At 47.2% G+C, this 24,495-nt stretch carries 26 protein-coding genes and 1 pseudogene; 16 read left to right on the top strand and 11 right to left on the bottom strand.

Features of this window, described 5'->3' with window-relative positions; genetic code table 11:
• Positions 1-6 precede the first annotated feature (6 nt).
• Both cls and H6F51_19065 read right to left on the bottom strand, forming a co-directional pair.
• Complete coding sequence (gene cls, locus H6F51_19070) at positions 7-1,449, bottom strand: cardiolipin synthase (protein MBD1824573.1); 1,443 nt, start codon at positions 1,447-1,449, stop codon at positions 7-9.
• 8 nt (positions 1,450-1,457) lie between these two features.
• A complete protein-coding gene (locus H6F51_19065; GenBank protein MBD1824572.1) occupies positions 1,458-2,288 on the bottom strand; it encodes an endonuclease/exonuclease/phosphatase family protein in 831 nt (276 codons plus the stop codon).
• A gap of 161 nt (positions 2,289-2,449) precedes the next feature.
• On the opposite strand from H6F51_19065, the gene H6F51_19060 reads away from it, so the two are divergent.
• The 5 genes from H6F51_19060 to H6F51_19040 all read left to right on the top strand — a co-directional run bounded on the left by H6F51_19060 (position 2,450) and on the right by H6F51_19040 (position 6,017).
• Positions 2,450-3,757: a glutamate-5-semialdehyde dehydrogenase gene (locus tag H6F51_19060; protein MBD1824571.1), complete on the top strand. Its 1,308-nt coding sequence runs from the start codon at positions 2,450-2,452 to the stop codon at positions 3,755-3,757.
• The gene (locus H6F51_19055) at positions 3,720-3,947 is read left to right on the top strand and encodes a hypothetical protein (protein ID MBD1824570.1); all 228 of its coding nucleotides are present in this window, start codon (positions 3,720-3,722) and stop codon (positions 3,945-3,947) included. Before H6F51_19060 ends, H6F51_19055 begins: the two co-directional genes overlap by 38 nt.
• Before the next feature lie 37 nt (positions 3,948-3,984).
• A complete protein-coding gene (locus H6F51_19050; protein ID MBD1824569.1) occupies positions 3,985-4,902 on the top strand; it encodes an isopenicillin N synthase family oxygenase in 918 nt (305 codons plus the stop codon).
• 193 nt (positions 4,903-5,095) lie between these two features.
• Positions 5,096-5,443, top strand: coding sequence for a hypothetical protein (locus H6F51_19045; GenBank protein MBD1824568.1), 348 nt, complete (start codon positions 5,096-5,098; stop codon positions 5,441-5,443).
• Between the two features lie 7 nt (positions 5,444-5,450).
• A complete protein-coding gene (locus H6F51_19040) occupies positions 5,451-6,017 on the top strand; it encodes a DUF1802 family protein (protein MBD1824567.1) in 567 nt (188 codons plus the stop codon).
• Here H6F51_19040 and H6F51_19035 read toward each other — a convergent pair.
• Positions 6,009-7,274 carry an HD domain-containing protein gene (locus H6F51_19035; GenBank protein MBD1824566.1) on the bottom strand — a complete coding sequence of 422 codons (1,266 nt, stop codon included), beginning with the start codon at positions 7,272-7,274 and terminating at the stop codon, positions 6,009-6,011. The genes H6F51_19040 and H6F51_19035 overlap by 9 nt on opposite strands.
• Positions 7,271-8,515 (bottom strand): PDZ domain-containing protein, encoded by a 1,245-nt coding sequence (locus H6F51_19030; GenBank protein MBD1824565.1) that lies wholly within the window; start codon positions 8,513-8,515, stop codon positions 7,271-7,273. Before H6F51_19030 ends, H6F51_19035 begins: the two co-directional genes overlap by 4 nt.
• Positions 8,516-8,777: 262 nt before the next feature.
• Between H6F51_19030 and H6F51_19025 the strand changes: the two genes are divergently transcribed.
• From H6F51_19025 to H6F51_19010, 4 genes and pseudogenes are all read left to right on the top strand, one after another.
• Positions 8,778-9,425, top strand: a complete 648-nt coding sequence (locus H6F51_19025) for a cytochrome b6 (protein MBD1824564.1) — start codon at positions 8,778-8,780, stop codon at positions 9,423-9,425.
• A 105-nt stretch (positions 9,426-9,530) separates the two neighbouring features.
• Positions 9,531-10,013 carry a cytochrome b6-f complex subunit IV gene (gene petD / locus H6F51_19020; GenBank protein MBD1824563.1) on the top strand — a complete coding sequence of 161 codons (483 nt, stop codon included), beginning with the start codon at positions 9,531-9,533 and terminating at the stop codon, positions 10,011-10,013.
• 109 nt (positions 10,014-10,122) lie between these two features.
• Positions 10,123-10,611, top strand: a pseudogene (locus tag H6F51_19015) (Uma2 family endonuclease).
• 124 nt (positions 10,612-10,735) lie between these two features.
• Positions 10,736-11,728, top strand: coding sequence for an ABC transporter permease (locus tag H6F51_19010; GenBank protein MBD1824562.1), 993 nt, complete (start codon positions 10,736-10,738; stop codon positions 11,726-11,728).
• Here H6F51_19010 and H6F51_19005 read toward each other — a convergent pair.
• The 3 genes from H6F51_19005 to H6F51_18995 all read right to left on the bottom strand — a co-directional run bounded on the left by H6F51_19005 (position 11,725) and on the right by H6F51_18995 (position 14,499).
• The gene (locus H6F51_19005; protein ID MBD1824561.1) at positions 11,725-12,903 is read right to left on the bottom strand and encodes a methyltransferase domain-containing protein; all 1,179 of its coding nucleotides are present in this window, start codon (positions 12,901-12,903) and stop codon (positions 11,725-11,727) included. The genes H6F51_19010 and H6F51_19005 overlap by 4 nt on opposite strands.
• 71 nt (positions 12,904-12,974) lie before the next feature.
• Positions 12,975-14,063 carry a 4-hydroxyphenylpyruvate dioxygenase gene (gene hppD, locus H6F51_19000; protein MBD1824560.1) on the bottom strand — a complete coding sequence of 363 codons (1,089 nt, stop codon included), beginning with the start codon at positions 14,061-14,063 and terminating at the stop codon, positions 12,975-12,977.
• Positions 14,064-14,361: 298 nt separating this feature from the next.
• Positions 14,362-14,499 carry a hypothetical protein gene (locus H6F51_18995; protein MBD1824559.1) on the bottom strand — a complete coding sequence of 46 codons (138 nt, stop codon included), beginning with the start codon at positions 14,497-14,499 and terminating at the stop codon, positions 14,362-14,364.
• 62 nt (positions 14,500-14,561) lie between these two features.
• Between H6F51_18995 and H6F51_18990 the strand changes: the two genes are divergently transcribed.
• The gene (locus H6F51_18990; GenBank protein MBD1824558.1) at positions 14,562-15,245 is read left to right on the top strand and encodes a hypothetical protein; all 684 of its coding nucleotides are present in this window, start codon (positions 14,562-14,564) and stop codon (positions 15,243-15,245) included.
• On the opposite strand, the gene H6F51_18985 is transcribed toward H6F51_18990, so the two are convergent.
• Complete coding sequence (locus H6F51_18985) at positions 15,242-16,006, bottom strand: tetratricopeptide repeat protein (protein ID MBD1824557.1); 765 nt, start codon at positions 16,004-16,006, stop codon at positions 15,242-15,244. The genes H6F51_18990 and H6F51_18985 overlap by 4 nt on opposite strands.
• A 678-nt stretch (positions 16,007-16,684) precedes the next feature.
• Between H6F51_18985 and H6F51_18980 the strand changes: the two genes are divergently transcribed.
• The gene (locus H6F51_18980; GenBank protein MBD1824556.1) at positions 16,685-17,860 is read left to right on the top strand and encodes an NDP-sugar synthase; all 1,176 of its coding nucleotides are present in this window, start codon (positions 16,685-16,687) and stop codon (positions 17,858-17,860) included.
• A 109-nt stretch (positions 17,861-17,969) separates the two neighbouring features.
• Here H6F51_18980 and H6F51_18975 read toward each other — a convergent pair whose 3' ends face one another.
• Positions 17,970-18,758, bottom strand: coding sequence for a 2-phosphosulfolactate phosphatase family protein (locus tag H6F51_18975; protein MBD1824555.1), 789 nt, complete (start codon positions 18,756-18,758; stop codon positions 17,970-17,972).
• A gap of 290 nt (positions 18,759-19,048) precedes the next feature.
• Between H6F51_18975 and H6F51_18970 the strand changes: the two genes are divergently transcribed.
• A complete protein-coding gene (locus tag H6F51_18970; GenBank protein ID MBD1824554.1) occupies positions 19,049-19,981 on the top strand; it encodes a phosphoribulokinase in 933 nt (310 codons plus the stop codon).
• On the opposite strand, the gene H6F51_18965 is transcribed toward H6F51_18970, so the two are convergent.
• Positions 19,978-20,172, bottom strand: coding sequence for a hypothetical protein (locus tag H6F51_18965; protein MBD1824553.1), 195 nt, complete (start codon positions 20,170-20,172; stop codon positions 19,978-19,980). The two genes, H6F51_18970 and H6F51_18965, sit on opposite strands and share 4 nt — an antisense overlap.
• A 110-nt stretch (positions 20,173-20,282) precedes the next feature.
• Positions 20,283-20,783, bottom strand: coding sequence for an N-acetyltransferase (locus H6F51_18960; GenBank protein MBD1824552.1), 501 nt, complete (start codon positions 20,781-20,783; stop codon positions 20,283-20,285).
• 289 nt (positions 20,784-21,072) lie between these two features.
• On the opposite strand from H6F51_18960, the gene groES reads away from it, so the two are divergent.
• The 4 genes from groES to H6F51_18940 all read left to right on the top strand — a co-directional run bounded on the left by groES (position 21,073) and on the right by H6F51_18940 (position 23,921).
• On the top strand, positions 21,073-21,384 hold the full coding sequence (gene groES / locus H6F51_18955; GenBank protein MBD1824551.1) for a co-chaperone GroES: 312 nt from the start codon (positions 21,073-21,075) through the stop codon (positions 21,382-21,384).
• Between the two features lie 50 nt (positions 21,385-21,434).
• Positions 21,435-23,075, top strand: a complete 1,641-nt coding sequence (groL, locus tag H6F51_18950) for a chaperonin GroEL (GenBank protein MBD1824550.1) — start codon at positions 21,435-21,437, stop codon at positions 23,073-23,075.
• 100 nt (positions 23,076-23,175) lie between these two features.
• Positions 23,176-23,592, top strand: coding sequence for a XisH family protein (locus tag H6F51_18945; protein MBD1824549.1), 417 nt, complete (start codon positions 23,176-23,178; stop codon positions 23,590-23,592).
• Entirely contained in the window at positions 23,580-23,921 is a 342-nt protein-coding gene (locus H6F51_18940) for a XisI protein (protein MBD1824548.1), read from the top strand. The genes H6F51_18945 and H6F51_18940 overlap by 13 nt, the downstream gene beginning before the upstream one ends.
• Positions 23,922-24,495: the final 574 nt, after the last annotated feature.

The following is a 24,495-nucleotide window of genomic DNA, read 5'->3' as shown; positions in this document are numbered from 1 at the left end:
GGTCGATTACAAGATCGGGGCAAATAATCGCGCAATCCGCGCCACTAACCGAAACCACAATGGACGTTTCTGATAGTCTCCAGGTTCAACTAAGCGACAGAGTTCTAAATCGTCTTGCAGCATTTTCTCAACCGATCGCACAAACTCCTGATTCAGCACAAACACGGTGACTTCAAAATTCAGTTGGAACGATCGATTATCCAAATTGACTGTGCCAACTCCGGCGATCGCATCATCCACCAAAATGATTTTTTGGTGCATAAATCCAGGCTGATAGCGGTAAATCTTCACGCCTGCGGTTTGCATCTCGTTGTAATACGAAAACGCGCAGAAATACACCATGAAATGATCTGGACGATTCGGAAGCAAAATCCGCACATCGACCCCACGAATTGCAGCAAGTTTGAGCGCAGTTGCGATCGATTCATCCGGCACAAGATAGGGACTCGCAATCCACAACCGTTGTGTTGCTTGATTGATCACATTCAGGAAAAACAACGTACAAGCGGGAACATGATCCGCAGGTCCCGTCGGAAATACGAGCGCTGTTTGGTTAAACCCTGGTTTCGGATCAATGTTCCATTGCACTTTCGGAAGGCTTCGCGTTGCCCAAAACCAGTCGCCTAAAAAACTTCCCTGTAGACATTTCACCGCAGTTCCTTGCACTCTCATGTGCGTGTCGCGCCACGGGCTTAAGGGCGGTTTGTAGCCGAGATATTCATCCGCAATATTCAATCCCCCCACAAAGCCGATCGCGCCATCGACAATCAGAATCTTGCGGTGATTCCGAAAGTTAATTTGCCAGCGATTTCCCCGTCCTTTTGTGCTTCTAAAGGCTCTAACTTTCACGCCTGCTTGACGAAGAGAGCGGAGATACGATCGTGCCAGTCCGCGTGTGCCAATTCCATCGTAGAGCAAGTACACTCGGACACCCTGAGACGCTTTCTGAATTAGAGCTTTGCAGAATTCATGCCCAATCTCATCATCATCTAACGTATAGGTTTGCAGCAATATATAATCTTTTGCTGATCCAATTGCAGATAGCATTGCTGCAAAGGTTTCCATTCCATTCAGCAACAATTCAAAATGATTTCCCGTTGTGAATGGAATCGTTGTTAACGTATCTGCTAACTTTTGCAGCGAAGCGAATTCTTTGGGTAATTCCGTTTTGTATTCTAAAGCCTCTTGATAAACCTGTTGAGCCAGCGTGTTGTGTTCGACATAAGCGGCATGAAGCGCTTCCGCATAGCCATAGAATCGATTGCGTCCCAAAACCCAGTAGGCTGGAATCGCTAACCACGGAAATGTCAAGAGTGAAATACTCCAAGCCACCGCCCCACGCGACGATCGCACCGTCATCACGGCATGACCCGCATTGATAACTCCTAAAACATGAACAACAATTGCGGCAATGCTAAAGATCCGAACGGAACCACCGACATCGACCATAGCCTGACTCAGAGATGAAACTCAACCAGCATCGGTTTATGATCAGACGATTGAATGTGGTCGAGAACACGCGCTGCTAAATAATTTTGTCGCAATCCGCGATAGAAAATATGATCGAGCGGTGGAGACAGCAAAAATCGCTTGATTTTTTGAGCATCGGTTGCTGGAAACTCTGCTCTGATTAAACCGAGTCTGCGCGTCATCTTATCAAGCATCTGCCACCTGGATCGATTCCAAGTATTAAAATCCCCCGAAAAGATGACTGCTCCAGAATGATGTGCGATCGCGCTTTCGATTTCGTGCAGTTGTGCTTTGAACTTTTCTAAATCGACAAAATTAATTAGGTGCGAGTTAATCGTCAGCAGGGTTCCCGCAGCAAACGGATGCTCTGTAACCAGAGAAACCTTTGGGGTATTTGAGACAGGTTCAAAATGCTCAGTCACTAACGCTCGGTGAGTCACACTGGTCGATTGGGAGCCAGTTAAAACCCCTGCATAAATGTTGTGATACTGGTCGATAAAGTTCGGTGCGAAACTCCAGCTTAATTCTGCCAGCTTAAAATTTTTGGAGTGAGCGCACAAACTGAATTCTTGCAGAAAAACCAGATCGGGACGGTAGCGATCGAGAATCCAATCAAAATCGGTTTGCCATGCGCGATCGTCATTATTCTTAGCAATGTTCCAATTCAGCACCCGAACTGCTTTTTCGTTAAGTGGAGCGGTTTCCGCATGATGGTGATGAATCACGGCTTCATCAGAACGAACAAACCGATAGGGCGGCAGCAAGTTTTTGAATGGAACGCTACCTGCAAAGCCAGATTCGGACTCTAACTTGATCATGTTTGATTTCCGGATGCAACCGTTTGTAAACCAATCTTAATCTTGATTACAGCTTTCAGCTTAGCACGCTGAAAAATCTCGCTGGATGAACGAAGAACATCTCTAAGATGCTGCGCTAAGAATGTATTACGCTGGAAACTGTCACGAATCGGATTTTTGTCATGACTGCCTCTGCTGCTTCAGTTTCACTCACCACACTCGCACAGCAAACCCAAAATGCAGCGCGTCAACTTGCGGTGCAGCCAACTGAGAAGCGAAACGAGGCGATCGCGAAGATTGCCGATGCACTCGAAGCAAATGCAGCAGAAATTTTGGCGGCAAATGCGGCGGACTGTGAGGCAGCACAGGCAGAAGGAATTTCTTCGGCGCTGTATGCGCGGTTGAAGTTGGATGAAGCGAAATTGAAGGGCGCGATCGTGGGAGTGCGCGATGTTGGTAAATTAGCCGATCCGATCGGAGCCGTTCAGATTCATCGTGAACTAGATGAAGGTTTGATCCTCAAGCGGGTGACTTGTCCGCTGGGTGTGTTGGGCGTGATCTTTGAGGCGCGACCGGATGCGGTGATGCAGATTTCGAGCCTTGCGATTAAGTCGGGGAATGGAGTCATTCTCAAAGGTGGGAAAGAAGCGATTCGATCGTGTGAAGCATTAGTAAGAGCCATTCATCAGGGATTGACCAATGCGGGAATTGATCCGGCTGCTGTGCAATTGCTGACAACACGCGAGGAAACACTGGAGTTATTGAAACTCGATCAATATGTGGATCTGATTATTCCACGCGGATCAAATTCGTTCGTGAAATTTGTGCAGGATAATACGCGGATTCCGGTGTTAGGTCATGCTGATGGAATCTGCCATTTGTACGTCGATCGTGCTGCCGATATTGGAAAAGCGATCAACATTGCAGTCGATTCTAAAACGCAATATCCTGCGGCTTGCAATGCGATCGAAACGTTGTTAGTGCATTCTGCGATCGCGTCGGAATTTCTGCTCGAAGCGGTTTCAGCATTTCAAGCCAAGAATGTAGAACTGCGCGGAGATGAACGCACTCGCGAAATTCTGAACATTGCAGCAGCAACCGAGGCAGATTGGTCAACAGAATACAGTGATTTAATTCTGGCGATTAAGATTGTTGATTCAACCGAAGACGCGATCGCACATATCAATACTTACGGCTCAAAACACACCGATGCGATCGTGACTGAAGATGTAAAAACTGCACAGTTGTTTATGAATCAAGTTGATGCAGCAGGCGTGTATCACAACTGTTCGACGCGATTTGCCGACGGTTTTCGATATGGGTTTGGAGCAGAAGTTGGAATCAGTACACAGAAAATGCCGCCGCGAGGCCCGGTTGGGCTTGAAGGATTGGTGACTTACAAATATCAATTAGTCGGGGATGGACAAATTGCGGCAACCTATTCGGGCGCAAATGCGAAACCGTTTACGCACCGAGATTTGTCGATTTAATCAACAACAAATTGCTCAACTCAATCACGCAATTGCTCAACTCGATTCAGCAGATGCAGAATCAAGTCATGCAATTGCTCAACTCGATCGCGGAATTTCTGATCTTGATCACGGAATTTCTCAACTTGATGCGGAATTTCTGATCTTGATCACAGAATTTCTCAACTTGATTCAGCAAATGCAAAATTAAGTCATGCAATTCGCTGATTCAATGGAGAAAGTACAAGATGAAACAACCCATTCCGATCGCTGATCTCCAATCCTTTCTATCCGACGATCCAGCTCAGCAACAGAATTTCGTTTTGACGATCGGCAAGGCTTTAGAAGACATTGGCTTTTTTGCCTTGATCAATCATGGGGTCGATCGCACCCTAATTCAACGCGCCTATCAGCTCGCCGAAGCATTCTTCAAGCTACCCGCAGACGTGAAATTACGCTACGAAGATCCGAGCCTGAATGGACAGCGAGGATTTACGCGACTTGGCAAAGAACACGCGAAAGATTATCCTGTCCCGGATCTCAAAGAATTTTGGCACGTTGGACGCGAAAATCATCTCCTGAATCTTGACCCGATCGAAGTTCCTGAGTTTCGATCGACCATGAACCAGCTATACGCCCAACTCGAACACTGTGCGGTGAAACTACTCGAAGCTTGTGCCTTATATCTGGAAGAGCCGCGATCGTTTCTCAGCGATACGACGATCAATGCTGATACTATTCTGAGAATTATTCACTATCCACCTATTCCACAGAATGCTGATCCTGCAAGCTTACGATCGGCTCCTCACGAGGACATCAATCTAATTACCTTGCTGTGTGAAGCAACCGAAAGCGGGTTAGAACTCTTACAGCGTGACGGAACTTGGAGAGCAATTCCGAATGTTGAAGGTCAAATCATTGTCGATAGCGGTGATATGTTGCAGCAACTCACCAATGGATTACTCAAAAGTACAACTCATCGTGTTGTGAATCCGGGAGATCGATCTCGCCGATTTTCGATGCCATTTTTTGTGCATCCCACCAGCAAAACCGATCTTACGCCGCTTCAGGGCTGCATCGATCGTACAGGCGGCACTATCAAATTCCCTAAAATCACCGCAGGCAAATATCTACAGCAGCGACTTGCCGAAATCGGGCTGAAATAAATTAGCCACCCGCCGCAAACGTTGCCATAATTGCCACAGAAAGCAAGATCCCAGGGATTAGCATCACAACCAGCATCAATAAATCGTGAGGGGTCATTTCTCATCGCTCCGAACTTTTGAGTCATCTTTATTCTAAGAAATGCGATCGTGATGTTTTACTACCCAAAGATTGAGAAACCCTTAAGGTTAGACGATGAGTAACTTTTCCTTTGACGACCTGCAAAAGAAAGATTTGCTGACAGCTCTAGGGCTGTGGCTTGTGGTAGAGGCGGTCAGTTTTGTGCTATTTCCCACGCTTGGATTGATTAATCCGGGCGCTAGACTGAGAACGTGGTTTTTGCTGAGTCTCCCGTTTGGCTTGGGTGGGGCGGCGTTAGTGAGTATGAGTTCTCAGTTTGTGGCACAGGTAGGCGATCAACCCAGAAAAAAGCTATCTTCGCTCATTGGGCAGTTTGGTGGTTGGATTGGACTTGCAGGAATCATGTTTCCGTTTTTCGTGGTGTGCTTAGAGTTTTTCTCAACGCTAGATTTACCGAGATAAAACAGTTATGCAGCAGGCACTCAAGGAATGGTCGATCGCAATTAAAGCTTTGGAGCAGGGAGAAACAATTTTGCTGCTTCGCAAAGGTGGGATTCGCGAGGAGAAGGGACGATTTGAGGTGCCATTTCGTCGAGTGTTACTATATCCAACCTACGAGCATCAAGACCCTGCCTTACTCAAGCAACCGAATTTAGTCGATCGAGTCGAATCCGGTTGGCATCCCGAAACGATTGAGATAAGTTCGATCGCTGATATTACTGATGTGCTTCAAGTGAGTGATGCGGATGTGGTGCGATCGTTGCTGCCGTTTCACATTTGGAACGATCGATTTGTCGAAGAGCGATTGAAGTGGAAGCCGCGATCGCCGTTGTATTTACTGTTGCTGCGAGTGTTTCGCTTGCCGCAACCGCAAAAGATTGCATATCAAGAAGCTTATGGTGGATGTCGATCGTGGATTGAAATTGAAGATGTTGCGGTTGATCAGACAATCCCGGTGCTGAGTGAAACGGAATATCAGGAGCGGGTGAGTAAGATTCGATCGATAGTGGAGCGATCAATATCTTACTCAAAGTGACAAGCTCGTTTTCTCTACAAAGTTTTTGACTTTTGTATCAATCTCACGCAGATAAATCAACCAAACGTTTTGAATCGGCTGAGTCAACGTTTGCACCAGTGCCGAAAGCTCTCCAATTTCTCGCAATCCAGCCGTTGTTTGAATATTAATTCCACGATCGTACAGCGTATATCCCCGCTTCACAGCAATTCTTAAACCGCAATAGACTGACGAATCAAATCCCGCCTGATCTGTCCAATATTGTGCCTTTTCTAGCAATAACGCTCGATCGCTCTCCTCCAACTGCGAAATATCCAAAGCCTTCAGCAAATCTCGGTTAAGAAAACGTCGAGACAAATCCGCCAAAATTGCATCCTCGTGCGTTTGCCACTGTTGTAAATGATAGATAAACGTTCCATCATCTGTAGCTAAATATTGCGCTAACCCAATTTGATTACACTCTTGATTTAGCCAAGCTTTTACGTTCTGATCCGCATTCAAGTTACCAAGTTTGAATTGAGATCTTGCCTGCTCAAACACCTTCAACAATACCCAAGTTGCCGCCACATTTTTACGATGGTTATACACCTGAGCATACATAAAATAACGCACGATCAAATAATGCTCGATCGCCGCCATTCCCTTACGCGCAACCACTAATTGCTGCGTCACCGGATCGTATCGCAACGCCATCAAAATTCGATCGAGATCAATCCGCCCGTAAGATGCCCCAGTAAAGTAACTATCTCGCATTAGATAATCAATGCGATCGCAATCTAACTGGCTCGAAACTAACTGCCAAATCAACGGCAGCGGATATTTCTTCAGTAAAACTGCTTCAATTTGATCAATAAAATCTGGCGAAACACGATCGAACAATTCCCGAATCGGCTCCGACTCCCGCACAATCCGCCGCGTCCAAACCTCATGATCGCTGCCAAAAATTTCCTCAGCCGTATGGCTAAACGCACCATGCCCGATATCATGAAGCAACGCTGCACACAGCAACACTGTTCGATGCGGCGCAAGCTGTGGATAATCCCGCGCCATGCGATCAAACGCCCGTCTTGCCACCGCCATCACGCCCAATGAATGCGTAAATCTTGACCCTTCTGCCCCATGAAACGTCAAACTGGCAGGGCCTAACTGCCGAATCCGCCGCAATCGCTGAAACGCAGGAGTATCAATCAATTGAATCAAAAGCGCCTCAGTCGAATCGCTCCAGTTCAGCGCGATCGCTCCATGCAGCGGATCATGATAGACGCGCTCAAAGCTCACTTCGCTCCTGCCACAAGAGAAGTCTCAGACAACATATCGATCGCCGCTTGATACTGCTTATCCAACGGTGTTCCAATCTGCTCGATCGTCATCGACTGATCCAGAGGCACAATGCGATCGGGCTGAATTCCTAAACGGTTAATATCCGTATGATTGGGTGTCTCATACTTCGCAACCGTCACCGCCAACCCTGCACCATCTGATAAATCAAACAGCGATTGAATCAAGCCCTTCCCAAAGGTCTTTTCACCCAAAATCGTCGCCCGTCCGTTATCTTGCAGCGCTCCCGCCAAAATCTCGCTCGCACTGGCAGTCCCTTGATTGACGAGCACGACCAGCGGATCTTGAGTTAATGCCTTGCCTGTCGCCTCAAAGCTGCCGATCGTTCCTTGGCGATTCACGGTATAAACAATTTCGCCCTCATTCAGCCACAATCGCGCAATTTCAATTCCCGCATTCAGCAGTCCACCCGGATTGTTTCGCAGATCGAGAACATAGCGATCGACTCCATCGCGCTCCAGTTTTGCGATCGCATGAGCCACTTCCATCGTTGCATTCGCGTTAAACTGGCTCAATCGCAAATACCCAATCTTTGATCCATCGGCTTGTGGACGCAACTCTGCAATTACTGGATTCACCTCAATGCGATCGCGCACCAAGTCAAACTCGCGCTCACCTCCATTCTCGCGAGCGATCGTCAAAGTGACATGACTCCCCACAACACCGCGCATTCTTTCGGCAGCTTCATCAAGGCTCAGTCCTTCGGTGGTCACATCATCAATTTTTAGAATCTTGTCCCCTGCAAGAATCCCGGACTTTGCAGCAGGAGAGCCCACGATCGGCGAAATCACCTTCAGTCGCTTCGTTTCCACATCCAGCGCAATCTGCAATCCGACACCCGTCAACTCACCGGACGTACTCGTTTGCAGACTGCGATACTGATCCGGCTTTAATAGCCTGGTAAACGGGTCATCCAGCACCGCCAGCATCTGCGAAATCGCGCCATACGTTGCTTCTCGATTCGGCATCGATTGCTTCAGAGACTTCTCTCGTAGCGCCCACCAATTCTTATGATTGAACGTCGGATCAACATACGCCCGATCAATAATTCGCCACACTTCGTTAATTAACTTCTGCTCCTCGGTCAGCGCTGTTGCAGGGGCTGCCATCAACAAGAGCGCAGCCGCGATCGACAATCCAATGATTGTCAGTGAGCGAAGCCAAATGAATCGTTTTTCCATAGCGATCGATAGTAGCGCTAAATCCAGCAATTTGAAGGAGCAAAATCCCAGTATGATTCACTTTGCCAGAGAAGACCAAATCCGACAAAAGTTTTGCGAAACGAAATTATTCTTCACAAAGGCTTAAGCTTACCGATCGCTGGTCAAACCCCTACGAAATCGGCAAAAACCCTGATAAATTGCCTCTTCGTGCCAAGAAATCCGCCTTATGGATGTGTTACATTTTTTATGAACAGCAATCATCTTTAGGAACGCTTGCTTTATGGCAAATGTGTATGACTGGTTCGATGAGCGCCTCGAAATTGGAGCGCTTGCCGAAGACGTAACCAGCAAGTACGTGCCTCCCCACGTCAACATCTTCTATTGCTTGGGCGGCATTACGCTGACTTGCTTTTTGATCCAGTTTGCGACTGGATTTGCAATGACTTTCTACTACAAGCCAACCGTTGCCGAAGCATTTTCTTCCGTTCAGTACATCATGAACGAAGTCAACTTTGGCTGGCTGATTCGCTCCATTCACCGCTGGTCTGCCAGCATGATGGTGTTGATGATGATTCTGCACGTGTTCCGCGTATACCTCACCGGTGGCTTCAAAAAGCCGCGTGAGTTGACCTGGGTAACGGGTGTCGTTCTTGCCGTCATTACCGTTTCTTTCGGTGTGACTGGCTACTCGCTGCCTTGGGATCAAGTGGGCTACTGGGCGGTGAAAATCGTGTCGGGTGTGCCTGAAGCGATTCCCGTTGTTGGAACCCTGATTGCAGATTTGCTGCGGGGTGGTGCAAGCGTCGGTCAATCGACCTTAACTCGCTACTACAGCGCTCACACTTTTGTCTTACCTTGGTTGATCGCCGTCTTTATGTTGGCGCACTTCCTGATGATCCGAAAGCAAGGAATTTCAGGTCCGTTGTAAGGAATTTTTGGATTCGGGACTTTAGAATTGCGCTTAAGATAAGCTTAAAGTCTCGAATTCAAAAGTGTTTAGCTGATCTCTAGAGTTAAGGAGAACCTTTGTTAAATGGCAACGATTAAAAAGCCGGATCTTAGCGATCCTCAATTGCGTGCAAAGTTGGCGAAAGGTATGGGTCACAATTACTACGGTGAACCTGCTTGGCCCAACGATTTGCTGTATATTTTCCCGGTCGTGATTTTGGGCACGATCGCGCTTTGCGTCGGTTTGGCAGTGCTTGACCCTGCTATGAACGGTGAGCCTGCAAATCCATTTGCAACGCCGCTCGAAATTCTACCTGAGTGGTATCTGTACCCCGTATTCAACATTCTGCGCCTGGTGCCGAACAAACTCTTGGGTGTCGTGTTGATGGGTTCTGTACCTCTAGGCTTGATCGCCGTTCCGTTTATCGAAAACGTGAACAAGTTCCAAAATCCCTTCCGTCGTCCGGTTGCGATGGCGGTATTTCTGTTTGGAACCTTCGTAACGATGTGGCTCGGAATTGGCGCAATCTTCCCGGTAAGCCAAGGTCTGACCCTCGGATTGTTCTAAATCAATCTGAATCAAAATTTGATGCCTGCTCGATAGTTTGAAGGAATTCAAGCTGTTTGGCAGGCATTCTCTTTAAGCATGAATGGGAGAATTTTTAATGAATTGAGCTATTGCACAAGAACAGCGCCTCTACACACCAGAAGAATACTTAGATTTAGAAGCAACTACTGAATTTAGAAGTGAATACGATAACGGAGTGATTACCACAATGACAGGCGGAACGACAAATCATAATAGAATCTGCCGAAATTTGTGTACTGCTCTGGCCATTGGATTGAAAGGACAGAACTTTGAAGTTTTCATTTGAGATGTGAAGGTTTGGATTCCAAATTCCCAAAAGCTTCGCTATCCCGATCTTATGGTGATTGCTGGAGAGCCTGAATATTCTCTCAATCACAAAACAACTGTGTCCAATCCACAAGTCGTTATTGAGGTACTCTCAGATTCGACGGAAGAGTTCGATCGAGAAGATAAATTCAAGCTGTATCAATCGATTCCATCACTTCAAAAGTATCTTCTGATTGATCAGAATCAGATACAGAAATTCAACTGCGAACCCTACGGGGAGCGGAGCTACCGGTTGAAGCCACATTGTTAATTGCCGATATCTACGAAAAAGTGCAGTTTAGTTAAGTCTGAAAAGAAGCTAAATTTTTTACCTTGCCGACGGGTGACATTTGATAGAGTAAGCAAATCTACGCGGTTTCAAAGCTTTTTTGATTATGGATGCGGCTCAACTAATTCCGATTTTTGCAACAGCGATCGCCACTTCAACGCCTTTAGTCTTTGCTACGCTCGGAGAAACGATCGGAGAGCGAGCGGGAGTAATTAACCTCTCGGCAGAAGGCACAATCTTGATGGGTGCGATGACGGGATTTGCGATCGCGAAAACGCTCGAAGCGACCGGAACGGTTCCAAGCTTAATTATCGGATTTGTGGGAGCGGGATTGGTCGGAGCGGCGATCGCGCTGATTGTGGCATTTGGGTCGCTGACTCTGAAACAGTCTCAAGTGGCGATCGGGTTTGTGTTGACGCTGTTGGGTGCAAGTTTGTCGTCGTTTCTTGGAAATCCATTTGTGCGAATTCCGGGGCCAACGGTTCCGAGTTTTCGGTTGCCGCTATTGCAGGATATCCCATTGATGGGGCAGTTGTTTTTTCAGAGTGATTTGCTCGTTTATCTCAGCTATTTGGCGATCGCGCTCGTTTGGATTTATTTCTACCGGACTCGCGCTGGATTGATGTTAAGAGCGATCGGAGAACAACCGAATGCGGCATTTGCGAGAGGAACGAATGTCGTTTTAATGCGCTATATTTACACGCTGATCGGGGGCGCAATGATGGGAATGGCTGGGGCAGCATTCTCGCTAAATTTTAAGGCGGGATGGAGTCAGTTGCATACAGCCGGATATGGATGGATTGCGTTAGCGATCGTCATTTTTGGCGGCTGGAATCCGCTCAGAGTTGCAATTAGCTGTTATTTATTTGGCATTTTGCAATCGCTGGCGGGCGTGGCTCAAAGTACGATTCCAGATGTTCCGACTCAAGTGTTTACCGTTGCGCCATTTCTATTGATGATTCTATTGTTGGTTTTAACTTCGAGCGATTGGTTAGAGCGATTGCTAAAACTATTACCTTCCCCGATCGACAACACGGCTTCAGAACTGATTCGGAGTACGCCACCTGCCGCGTTGGGGAAGGTATTTGAACAAGATTAACAGCAGCTTGAAGAGCTACAGTCGCCATTGGATTGGTCGATCGTTTCGCGATAATCTGCACCTTTAGTCACACGCGGATCACGAAAGGTATCGCTAGAGCAATCAAATGGTTTTGCTACCTCGAATGAAACTGAATCACGCGGCGGAATCGGAATGATATCAGAATGATAAGCACCCTTGGAATTGGTGTAGATTTGAAACGTTTTATCGCACACTGCCATGCGTTCACCCCGATAGAGGGTGTGTCCGTCGTCATCTTGCACCGACTTCCAAGGGCCGCGATAAATTACAGCTTGATTGCGCTCCCAACATTCGCCTTGTTTCCCCTTGAACGCTTGAACGGTGAGCGATCGGAACTCCACGCCATCAATGACCTGCCACGGCTCAGTCTGACGCGCCAGAATTTCGATTCCATAAAATCCCGCCTGCTCAAACATTTCGAGAAACTCATTTTCACAGAATGCACCCGCAATACAGCCGCTCCACAGTTCCGGATCGTTCAAAATCTTCTCGGTCGGAGCTTCATCACAAACAATATCTGAGATTACAGCGCGTCCACCACGCTTGAGAACACGAAAAATCTCTTGAAACAATTGTTTTTTATCTTGAGGACGAACAAGATTGAGAACACAATTGGAAATTACAACGTCAACGCTATCTGTTGCAATTAAGGGTTGAGTTTGACGTAAGCGATCGCACTCTGTCTCAAACGCCGCAACCTGGTCTACAGAATGGATGGGATGCTGTTCTAACCACTGTTGTACCAGGTCTAGATTCAGCGCTAGGTCTTGAATTTTGCCTTTCACAAATGCGACATTCTCATAGCCTAGCTTCTCGCTTATTGGCGCAATATATTTGCGTGACAAGCTGAGCATTTCATCGTTCATATCCACACCGATGATTTTCCCGGCGGCGCCGACTTTTTGTGCCAAAATGTAGCAGTTTTTTCCGGCTCCAGAACCCAGATCAACGACCGTTTCGCCGGGGGTTACGTAGCGAGTGGGATCGCCACAGCCATAGTCTTTCTCGATGATTTCTTGCGGCAAAATTTTCAAATAGCGCTGATCATAACCATCCGTTGGGCAGCAAAGCGAGGCTTGAGGTTGCTGTGCGCCTGCTGCATAGCGCTCTCTTACCGCTTGTTCTACGTCGTAGGAAAGTGTCGTATCGGTCATGCTGGTAGCTCTCAATCACTGGGATCTAGTTTAGAGAATACAATCGACGAAACACCCACCGATCGCAGTTTCTAAAGATTTCCGCGTAAGGCTTGTTCCCGCTCGATCGCTTCAAACAACGATTTGAAATTTCCTTCCCCGAACCCTTGCGCTCCGTGCCGTTCGATGATTTCAAAAAATAAGGTCGGGCGATCTTGCACAGGGCGGGTGAAAATTTGCAGCAAATAGCCTTCACGATCGCGATCGACTAAAATTCCCAGTTCGGCTAATTGGTCGATCGATTGATCAATCTTGCCAATTCGCGCTTCTAAATCTGCATAGTACGATCGGGGAACGCTGAGAAACTCAATTCCTAGATTTTTCAGCTTCGTCACCGTATCAACAATGCTGTGAGTGAGATAAGCGACATGCTGAACTCCCGCGCCGTGATTGTATTCTAGAAATTCTTGAATTTGAGATTTTCCTTTGCCGATCGCAGGTTCGTTAATGGGAAGTTTGATCGTACCTGTGGCATTCTGCATTACAGAGGAAGTGAGTGCAGAATACTCGGTTGTAATCGTTTTATCATCAAACTGTATTAATAGACTTAATCCTAAAACGTTCTCAAAAAACTTTACCCAGCGATTCATTTGTCCTTTCTCAACGTTCCCAACAATGTGGTCAATCTTGATTAATCCAGCATCTGTATGAGATTGAGTTAGACGTGGAACAAATTCTGGAGCAAAAACGCCGTGGTAACGATCGCGTTGCACAAATTTAATCAGCGTATTGCCATATCCATAAATTGCAGCATAGCGATAAGTTCCCATTTCGTCTGATTCTTCGGTCACTGGCACTGCTATCAGAGCGCCCCGTGCCATGCTGGTTGCAACAGCTCGATCAACATCCATCACCCTCAACGCAATAATCGCAACATGATCGCCGTGCTTAGCAGTTTTAAGCGCGATCGGATGATCTGAATCAAGCGCAGAACTCAACACTAAGCGAATTTCGCCTTGCTGCATGACATAGGAGGCAACATCACGGGTTCCAGTGTCGAGTCCTCGATAGGCGATCGACTGAAAGCCAAAAGCGCGGTCGTAAAACATCGCAGCTTGTTTTGCATTGCCGACATAAAGTTCTAAATGATCGAAAGCTTGAATCGAAACAGCATCACTCATGCACACCGTCACTCATAATTGAAGGCGACATCATAGAATTATAAAAATTCATATCATTCCGCAGCAAATAACCCTAGTTTTTTATCTAGAAATATAGAACCAGACTGAAAATCAGTCTAATGGCTTTATCAGGCTATGAGCAAATTTGAGACAATAAATATACCTTTAGAGAGATTGCCATAGCTTTGTACTATCGTGCAAATTGACGTGAACTAATTTCAACACTCGATAATTCAGCTTCGTATGAAGTTCTTGATAACTTTAAAGTTGATGTTAGCAATCGCTTTAGCAATCTCACTTATACAGATTTTGCGTAGGTTTGGAATTCGATCGTTTGTAGCTGTTTCTGGTGCTGTTCTAAGCTGAACGCTTTAACTTCTGGTTGAGCTTGCATCGTTTCACGCTGCGATTGAGTTGCTTCTGCACCATTATTCATAGACAGAATGTCCGTCCGTTGAGAACGATCTTAAAACTACTCAAATCTTGCACACTAAACGCATGCTCAGCCCTAACCACGACGATCGCATTTTCTACTCCACAGTTGTTCTAGAATTCATCGTTCCTAACGGTAACAAAGCAGCGTTTCGCAAATGGATTCGGTCACTGGAGCAGGCTGCTAAACGTCATTCAGGGTTTCTCAGACATGATCTGTGTCCGCCGTTGCAATGTGCAAATGGTGTGGTGAAATGGTATTCAATCATTCATTTCGATACGCCCCATCACTTGAATGATTGGCTGAGTTCTGACAATCGTGAACACTTGATCGAATCGGGGCAACAGATCTTTGAAACTTATAAGTTCAAATCGTTTACCACTGGATTAGAAGGATGGTTCTCAACCGAGGCAGGTGAGGAGCGATCGAGTTTAGGAGCGCCCCCCTGGAAACAAGTGCTGGCAGTTGTCTTAGGACTTTACCCGCTGGTGATGATCCAGATAAAACTGTTTTCGACCTATGATTGGTTAAAATCGCTGCAATCGTGGTCACCTGCGGTCGTTACGCTGGTCAACAATATCATCATTTCTTCGCTACTCACCTGGGCAGTGATGCCGCAGATTACAAAACAGTTGAATTTCTGGCTACAGCCTGCCTTCCGCGATTCTGGGCGAAAAACAGACCTGATTGGAACTGCGATCGTCTTTATTGCCTTCGCATTTATGGTTTCGCTATTCAGTCGAATCTAATTCGTCAATTCCTGCATCCAGCGATTGACCTGCATCCGCAATCTCTTTTCCGCAATGTCAGCTTCCGGGATGCGCTCTAGGGCGCGGTAATAATCCGCGATCGCAAAATTCCAGTCGCCTGCTAAATGATGTGCCCGACCCCGCGCTCCGTAGAGATGTGCCTCTAGCACCGAGTGATCATTCAGCGGCGAGGAAAGCAGTTGCGTAATTTGCAGCGCCTGTTCAAAATTCTCGATCGCCTGCGAATACAGTTCGAGATCGCGAAACGTAATTCCCTGATTCAGCCAAGCGCGAATATTGGTCGGATCTAGATCAATTGCTCGATCGTAATCTGTGATCGCTTCGATTAAAAGCCCCTGAGAGGCGTAGTAATTAGCGCGGTTGTTGTAGGCACTCGCAAGTTTAGAATTGAGGCGAATTGCCTTGTTATAGTCTTCGATCGCTGCATCCAAATGCCCACACTGGAAATGCACCAACCCGCGATTATTGTAGTCGGTTGCATTTTCAGGATTGCGATCGATCAAAATGGTCAAACCTGCGATCGCTTCGAGATAGTGACCTTGTTTCGCATCCGTCAGGGATTGCTGGCGCAGTAAGCGATCCTGAGCAACGGGATCAAGCCAGACCGTTTGCGAACGGGTGGACTTTTTGGGCAATGAGCGATCGGCTTTCAGAGAGCGACGACTCACCGCATTCGCACGACCCACATTCACAGTTCGTTGTTTCGATTGCTTGCCATCTAAAAAAGTCCGACCGTTCATACCATCCTCACCATGTCTATGAACTAAACTTACCGACTTACCCCGCTGATGTTTACTGCCCAAGTGCCATAACTGAATATGTCCACGGTCAGATCTTGCGTTTCTTCTCCGTCTTTGGAGCCATTTCCCTGAGCGAATTCTAAGCCTTAGTAATTCCTACACTGCTGATTGATTCGATTTCTGAAACAGCCAAATCGTTCACGAAATCCTGGCGCTTTACAGAAACTTTGTATTAACTTTGCATGATCTTGAACTTTCCCCCGTATAAACACGAACATGCCAACACTCGAAAGATAATCTGTAGAATGGCGATGCTGTCTGCGCTTATGCCAAATTTCAAATTGACCCAGGCGAAGTTGATCGCTCACAAAGTGACAGACTCGATCGCAAAACCAAAGCTCTAAAACATTTGCACTGTTAGAACGCTGGAGCGATCAGCGATAATGCAAGAGAGTTTTCTGAACTCGATCGCGCTTTCAGAACATCTTGGAGAAAAACTGAACTTTCAGACGAATTCAAGATCAAACGGGATACGGTAGGGTTGACATAATCTTTGGGCTTCTAGAGCTTGATCGCGCTCTAGGGGCTTGTGATTGAAGCGAGTTTGGCGCGAAATTGTCCAGTTATAGTGTGCGATCGTATGAACATTGACGGCGTAGGGTTGGAGACAAACAATTTATGAAAGCCATGATTCTGGCGGCTGGGAAAGGCACACGGGTTCGACCAATTACGTACACGATTCCTAAGCCGATGATTCCGATCCTGCAAAAACCAGTGATGGAGTTTTTGCTGGAGTTGCTACGTCAACACGGCTTCGACGAAATCATGGTGAATGTGAGCCATTTGGCGAATGAGATCGAAAGCTATTTCAAAGATGGGCAGCGTTTCGGTGTCCAGATTGGCTATTCGTTTGAGGGTCGGATCGTAGACGGAGATCTTGTGGGCGAGGCAGTCGGCTCAGCAGGCGGGATGAAGCGCATTCAAGACTTCTCCCCCTTCTTTGACGATACGTTTGTGGTACTTTGTGGCGATGCTCTAATCGATTTGGATCTCACAGCAGCAGTGAAGTGGCATCGGGAGAAAGGATCGATCGCGACGGTGATTATGAAAACGGTCGATCGATCAGAAGTTCCAAGCTACGGTGTAGTTGTAACCGACGAAGACGGCAGAATCAAGGCATTTCAGGAAAAACCATCGGTTGAAGAAGCCTTAAGCACGAATATCAATACCGGGATCTACATTTTTGAACCCGAAGTTCTAGACTACATTCCATCCGGTGTTGAGTTTGATATCGGTAGCCAGTTATTTCCGAAGCTAGTGGAAATGAATGCACCGTTCTATGGATTGCCGATGGATTTTGAATGGGTCGATATCGGCAAAGTTCCAGATTATTGGCAAGCCATTCGCGGCGTTCTCAAAGGCGAAATCAAAAATGTTCCGATCCCAGGACGTGAAGTGGCTCCGGGAATTTACACGGGGCTAAATGTGTCAGTCAATTGGGACAAAGTGGATATTCAAGGCCCGGTTTACATTGGCAGCATGACTTGTATCGAGGACGGCGCGAAAATTGTAGGCCCTGCAATGATTGGACATAACTGCTGGATTTGTAGCGGTGCGACCGTGGATAACAGTGTCATTTTTGAATGGTCGCGTTTAGGGCCAGGAGTGCGATTGGTCGATAAGCTGGTCTTCGGGCGGTTCTGTGTAGACAAGACAGGCGCAACGATCGATGTCCAAGCCGCTTCACTCGACTGGCTGATCACCGATGCGCGTCATGAAGTGCCAAGACATCCCGCCGCAGAACATCAAGCGATCGCGGAACTGTTGAATGTCGATACCAAGGTTGCAACTTGAGACCCTTACCCTTAAAATTGCCGCGATCGTGAACGAATTAGCCCCCCTAAATCCTGCAAAATCGGGAATTTAGGGGGGCTAAATGGTTGTTTAGAGATGCTTGAAAGAGTTATCTCGAAGCAGCATTAGAGAGCGTTCGGTCAAGCAGTGGACGCACCAACGCTTGATGCTTTACCAAGGTTCCAATCTCAGCTTGAATCGGCAAAACATCGAGCGAATCGAGCGTTGAACAATATTTCAGATCTTCCATGCAGTTCAGCCGCAGCAATCGCTTACCGTGGCTTGCGTGATACATCAAGCTCAGCAAGTTATCTTGCCACTGTTGGTAAAGCGAAACCGCGCCAACCAGTTCATCATTACCGACCAAATCTTCGAGCGGGCAGCCCAGTTGATCCGCCACGCTTTGCACGATCGCACCCGCACAGACGGTATCTTCGAGCGCGAATGATCCTTCCCAGCCAGCCCCGACGATCCAAACCGTTTCGGGTTGATGCTCGACCAGATATTTCACGACAGCGTGACGATTAATCAATGCCGCTGCCAATACAGTCGGACAAGCTTGAATTTTCTGGAGGGCGCGAGTTCCGTTTGTGGTGCTAATAAACAGTTGTTTTCCGCTCATCAAATCGGGCGTACAGTCGAGCGGCGAGTTACCGAGATCGCAGCCTTCTACCTTACTTCCGCCTCGTTCTCCTGCCCGTAAACGCTTCTCCGGGGGTAGCGCCTCGCTTTCTTGGACGAGCTTCTCCATATCGCTGAAGACATGAACTGCATCCGCTCCAGCAAACAGAGCAGTCGCGATCGTGCTGGTTGCTCGCAGTACATCAATCGCGATCGCACAATCAGCAGCGTTTTGTCCAGGTGTGAGTTCGGGCGTGTGGAATACTGAAAATTTCATAGGGTGTAGAGTGTAGTGACTGCGGCAGGAAAACTTCAGGTGAAGAGGAGTCGCCGCTTTCAGGATACTAAATACAAAGACAGAAGACGAAATATATCTTAGCGGGGTTGTTATAGATTCTACTCAATGATACCTCAAAGTGGCTATTGGAAATATAATATGCAGCATTGCTTTCGTTCGCTCCATTTGCGCTTCGAGGAGTCGTAATGATTCTTGAGCAAAACTAGATTCCCTCACCGCTTAGGATGTTTCTAGAGTCAAACCTAATTCTCGAAGGTGTAGAAGCGATCATGTCACAGCGCCCAATTATTCTTGGTATCGTTGGCGATAGTGCGGCTGGGAAGACGACGCTAACTCGTGGAATTGCTCAAGTGCTGGGTGAAGAGAACGTAACGATCATTTGCACCGATGATTATCACAAGTACGATCGCGCTCAACGCGCTCAGATTGGCATCACTGCCCTGCACCCGGACTGTAATCATCTAGACATTATGCAGCAGCATTTAGCGCTGTTGCGATCGGGTCAGCCCATTCTCAAGCCAAATTACAGCCACAAGACTGGAACGTTTGAAGCCCCCACCTATATCAAGCCGAATCGCTTCATCATTATCGAAGGCTTGCTAGGGTATTCGACTCGTACAGCCCGCGATTGCTATGACGTGAAGGTATACCTTGCGCCGCCAGAATCCCTGAGAGCGCAATGGAAAATTAAACGCGATACGCAAAAACGGGGTTACACCGAAGAGCAAGTTTTAGAAGAGTTACGCAAGCGCGAACCGGATTCAGCCGAGTATATTCGTCCGCAACGGGCTTGGGCGGATATGGTCGTCAGCTTTTGTCCACCGGAGCCGTCTCCGAATGTGAATGGTCACTTAAATGTGAAATTGGTGCTACGTCCTACGATTCCGCATCCGGAGCTGACGCGAGTGGTTGGGGATGACGCACCCACACGATCAGCGATTCGATTGGGACTCGATCGCGATATGAGTAAACCTGTCGATGTGTTGGAGATTGACGGACACGCAACAAAAGATCAGGTTGTGGATCTAGAGCACTTTATTTGCGATGAGCTTCCGGCACTGTCGAATGTGTGCAATCCGACTGGTGATACTGAACTCGGGAAGGTATCGGGAACCACGGGCGAGATGATCCAGAGCTATCCCTTAGCCATGACGCAATTGTTGATTGTGTATCACATGCTCAAGGCAACGAAAGCGCTCTAAGGTTGGCTTTCGACATCAGGCGATAGGCTGACGGGCGGACGTTCGATTTCTCCTTCGCTGTAGCCCAGATCGTAAAAACTGGCGGCTTGTGGGTCATGCTCTGGGGGATTCTTCGATCGACCCGCCCAGGCATCCTCTTTTCCACGATCGAACCAGTCTTGGTCAAGCATAGTATCACTACCACTCAGCATGATTAGATTGCTCCTGATACGAACTTTGACCCAATTTAAATTCTTGCAAGCGTGAATGTATCACCCCAATGGTGAGTTATCGAGAAGCTGACTGAATCCTATTGAGATCATTATTCCAGAGCATTAAACTCCGATCGATATCTCACAATTCCCTCGCAGCTATCTAATACACCGCTTTCTAACTCCAGCACCATAAACGCTTCATCTGGGACTGTGTACTCACATCTCAATCCCTTACGCTTAGCTGGAATAAACCCAAAGCGCGAATAATATTCAGGATGACCTAGCACGACAACCGCTTTGCAGCCTAAGCGATCGCACTCCGTTAAACCCTGTTGAATCAGCAATGTTCCAATGCCTTGTCGCTGATAATTGGGTAGAACTGCGACCGGTGCAAGTCCGAAAATAAATAGAGCAGTGTTGTCGATCGCAACTGGACTAAAGAAGATGTGCCCAACAATTTGATCGGATGCAACTGCAACAAGGGAAAGGGTTGGGGTAATGGGGCGCAATCGATCGACTAAATCTGCCTCTCCCGATTGCCCAAACGCAGCAATATTTACTCGACGGACTGCTTCGATATCTTCCAGTCTTTCCGCTCGAACTTGCATAACACCCTTAAAACAGCAATCTCTCAATCAGAATACCTTGAGCAGCCCGATAATCGTCATCGTTCCTTCCGCAACCCCTTCGTTCGGTAAGCCGTACTCTTTCTAAAGTTGCATTCGATCGCTGGCTTCGCTAAATTAGCACTCAGGGAGCGAGAGTGCTAACTCAAAACTCCAAAAGCCTGTAGACTGGTAAACGTTGAAAAAAACCGACAGGCGACCCGGTTGAATCATGTATTCAGCCGCAAGTATTTGATCGTTTGTTGCTCATCTAGATTGTTGGAGGATTTGTATGGCAGCCATCTCTCTTAGCGTGTCCACCGTAACACCGTTGGGCGATCGCGTATTCGTGAAAGTGAGCGAAGCTGAAGAAAAAACCGCAGGCGGCATCATCTTGCCCGACAACGCTAAAGAAAAGCCCCAAGTTGGCGAAATCGTAGCGGTTGGTAATGGCAAGCTCAACGAGAAGGGCGAACGTCAGCCCATGGAAGTGCAAGTCGGTAATAAAGTGCTGTACTCCAAGTATGCCGGAACCGACATCAAACTCGGTGGCGACGATTACGTTTTGCTGTCTGAAAAAGACATTCTGGCAGTCGTTTCATAGTTTTCTTGACTCTCTCTTTTCTGTAAACCTTACAAAGCTTTCAACACACTATGGCTAAGCGCATCATCTACAACGAAAACGCTCGTCGCGCTCTGGAGCGCGGTATGGACATCCTTGCCGAAGCCGTTGCTGTCACTCTAGGCCCTAAAGGTCGCAACGTGGTTCTGGAGAAGAAGTTCGGCGCACCTCAGATCGTGAACGACGGTGTAACGATCGCCAAAGAAATCGAACTCGAAGATCACGTTGAAAACACGGGCGTTTCCTTGATTCGTCAAGCAGCTTCTAAAACCAATGATGCGGCTGGAGACGGAACCACGACTGCAACCGTTTTGGCACACGCGATCGTCAAAGAAGGAATGCGGAACGTTGCCGCAGGTGCAAACGCAATCCTGCTGAAGCGCGGCATGGACAAAGCAACAACCTTCTTGGTAGACAAGATTGCTGCTCATGCGCGTCCAGTTGAAGACTCAAAAGCGATCGCACAAGTCGGTACAATCTCTGCCGGAAACGATGAAGAAGTCGGTCAAATGATCGCGTCCGCAATGGATAAAGTCGGCAAAGAAGGCGTAATCTCGCTGGAAGAAGGCAAGTCGATGACGACTGAACTCGAAGTCACCGAAGGGATGCGCTTTGACAAAGGTTACATCTCGCCCTACTTCGCAACCGACACCGAGCGGATGGAAGCAGTGATGGATGAGCCGTTCTTGCTGATCACCGATAAGAAGATCACCCTGGTTCAAGACCTCGTTCCGGTGCTCGAACAGGTGGCGCGTGCAGGTCGTCCGCTGATCATCATTGCAGAAGACATCGAGAAAGAAGCACTGGCAACTTTGGTTGTGAACCGTTTGCGCGGTGTGCTGAACGTGGCTGCGGTGAAAGCTCCTGGATTCGGCGATCGTCGTAAGGCAATGCTCGAAGATATCGCAGTTCTCACGGGCGGTCAGTTGATCACTGAAGATGCAGGTCTGAAGCTCGACACCACCAAACTCGATCAGTTGGGTAAAGCGCGTCGTGTCACCATCACTAAAGAAAACACGACGATCGTTGCAGAAGGCAATGAAGCGCAAGTGAAAGCTCGCGTTGAGCAAATCCGCCGTCAAATGGACGAAACCGATTCTTCCTACGACAAGGAAAAGCTGCAAGAGCGCTTGGCTAAGTTGGCGGGTGGTGTTGCAGTGATCAAAGTTGGTGCAGCAACCGAAACCGAAATGAAGGATCGTAAGCTCCGCCTTGAAGACGCGATCAACGCAACCAAAGCGGCTGTTGAAGAAGGTATCGTTCCCGGTGGTGGTACAACCTTGGCTCACTTGGCTCCGGATCTCGAATCCTGGGCATCGAGCAGCCTCAGCGGCGAAGAGTTGATCGGCGCACAAATCGTGGCTCGTGCATTGACGGCTCCTCTGAAGAGAATTGCTGAAAACGCAGGTCAAAACGGTGCGGTGATTGCTGAGCGCGTCAAAGAGAAAGAATTCAACGTCGGCTACAACGCTGCAACGGGTGAATTCGTTGACATGCTCGAAGCAGGTATCGTTGACCCTGCTAAGGTGACTCGTTCTGCACTTCAGAATGCGGCTTCGATCGCAGCAATGGTGCTGACGACCGAGTGTATTGTGGTTGACAAGCCTGAACCGAAAGATGGTGCTGCGGCTGGCGCTGGTGCTGGCGGCGGTATGGGCGACTTCGATTACTAATTTGAGTCTCTAAAACTGAAAGCGCGATCGTTCTTGAAAGGGAGCGATCGCGCTTTTTGCTATCAAAAACTTTCTACAAACCAAGAAAAACCTGTAAACCATGCCTGCCAAAGATTTGTATCACGATGCGATGAAAAATGCTTTGAGCAAGGATGGTTGGATAATTACAAAAGATCCGCTGACGATTGAATACGAAGAAATTCAGGTTTATGCAGATATGGCAGCAACAAAGCTATTTGCGGCTGAACGGGATGCTAGGAAAATTGCAGTAGAGGTTAAAAGCTTTATTAGTCCTTCTCCAGTTCGAGATTTAGAACTTGCACTGGGGCAGTACATTATCTATCGTAGTTTTCTCACGCTTACTGATCCTGATCGACAAGTCTATCTCGCAATTCGTGAAGAAGTTTTTAACAGCTTCTTCCAGCTCAAAGCAATTCAAACCATAATTGAGCAGAACCAAATTTTCCTGATCGTGATCGACACTACAAACGAGGTCATTGTGCAATGGACAAACTGATCCAGTACCGGACGATTATTAAACAAGTTTTGACTGGTTATCAGAATCTAGTTCCACATTCTCCCGATGATGAAGTCGAAAGCTTACTGGCATTCGATGAGGAGCGTGATCAGTATCTCTGGTTTCGATCGGGTTGGCAAAACAAAAAAAGAGTTCGACACATCACAATTTACATCCGAATCAAAAACGATAAGGTTTGGGTTGAAGAAGATTGGACAGATTTATGCGTTGTAGACGATTTACTTACAGCAGGAATTCCGGCGACAGACATTGTGCTTGGATTTCAACCACCAGACGTTCGGCAGTATACAGATTTTGCGATCGCGTAATCTCAGAACGATTGATGTTCGACTGCTGACTTCGATCTCTAAACAATTTTGCAATTAATTTGCGAATCACGAAATTAATTCTGCAAATTTCGGTTAATCTGGCTCTAGATCCAAAGAAAGATCGATGGTTCTGCTTACCGGGTGTAGCGTGGTGGATAAACATAAGCCGAAAGATGGCGCTGATAGTGATATGGCTGATTTCGATTTCTAAATAAATTTGCAATTAATTTGCGAATTACAAACCCAATCCCGCAAATTCTGGTTAATCTAGCTCTAGATCCAAAGAAAGGTCGATTTTTCAATTGAATAAGAAGAAGACCTGGTTGGAATAAGCCAGGTCTTTGTCTTTCGAGGGCTGCTTCTGTTTAATATTGGTTTTATGGAGAAAAATGTTTAATAACGAATGCGAGCAAAATTTTATATCAAACAGTACGGAATCAGACTGTAGAAGAAAGTTGAGAACTGCAAAGTTAGCACCAAACAATAGGAGATTAGACCATATGAGAGAAAAATCGAGAACCACAATGAAAAGAAAATTGAAAAATATTTTCATAGCTGCGTCGGTATCAGTTAT

The organism is Cyanobacteria bacterium FACHB-DQ100 (assembly GCA_014695195.1).
Classification (GTDB): domain Bacteria; phylum Cyanobacteriota; class Cyanobacteriia; order Leptolyngbyales; family Leptolyngbyaceae; genus Leptolyngbya.
Note: the sequence above shows the minus strand (reverse complement) of the source record. Positions and strands in the feature narration are given on the sequence as shown.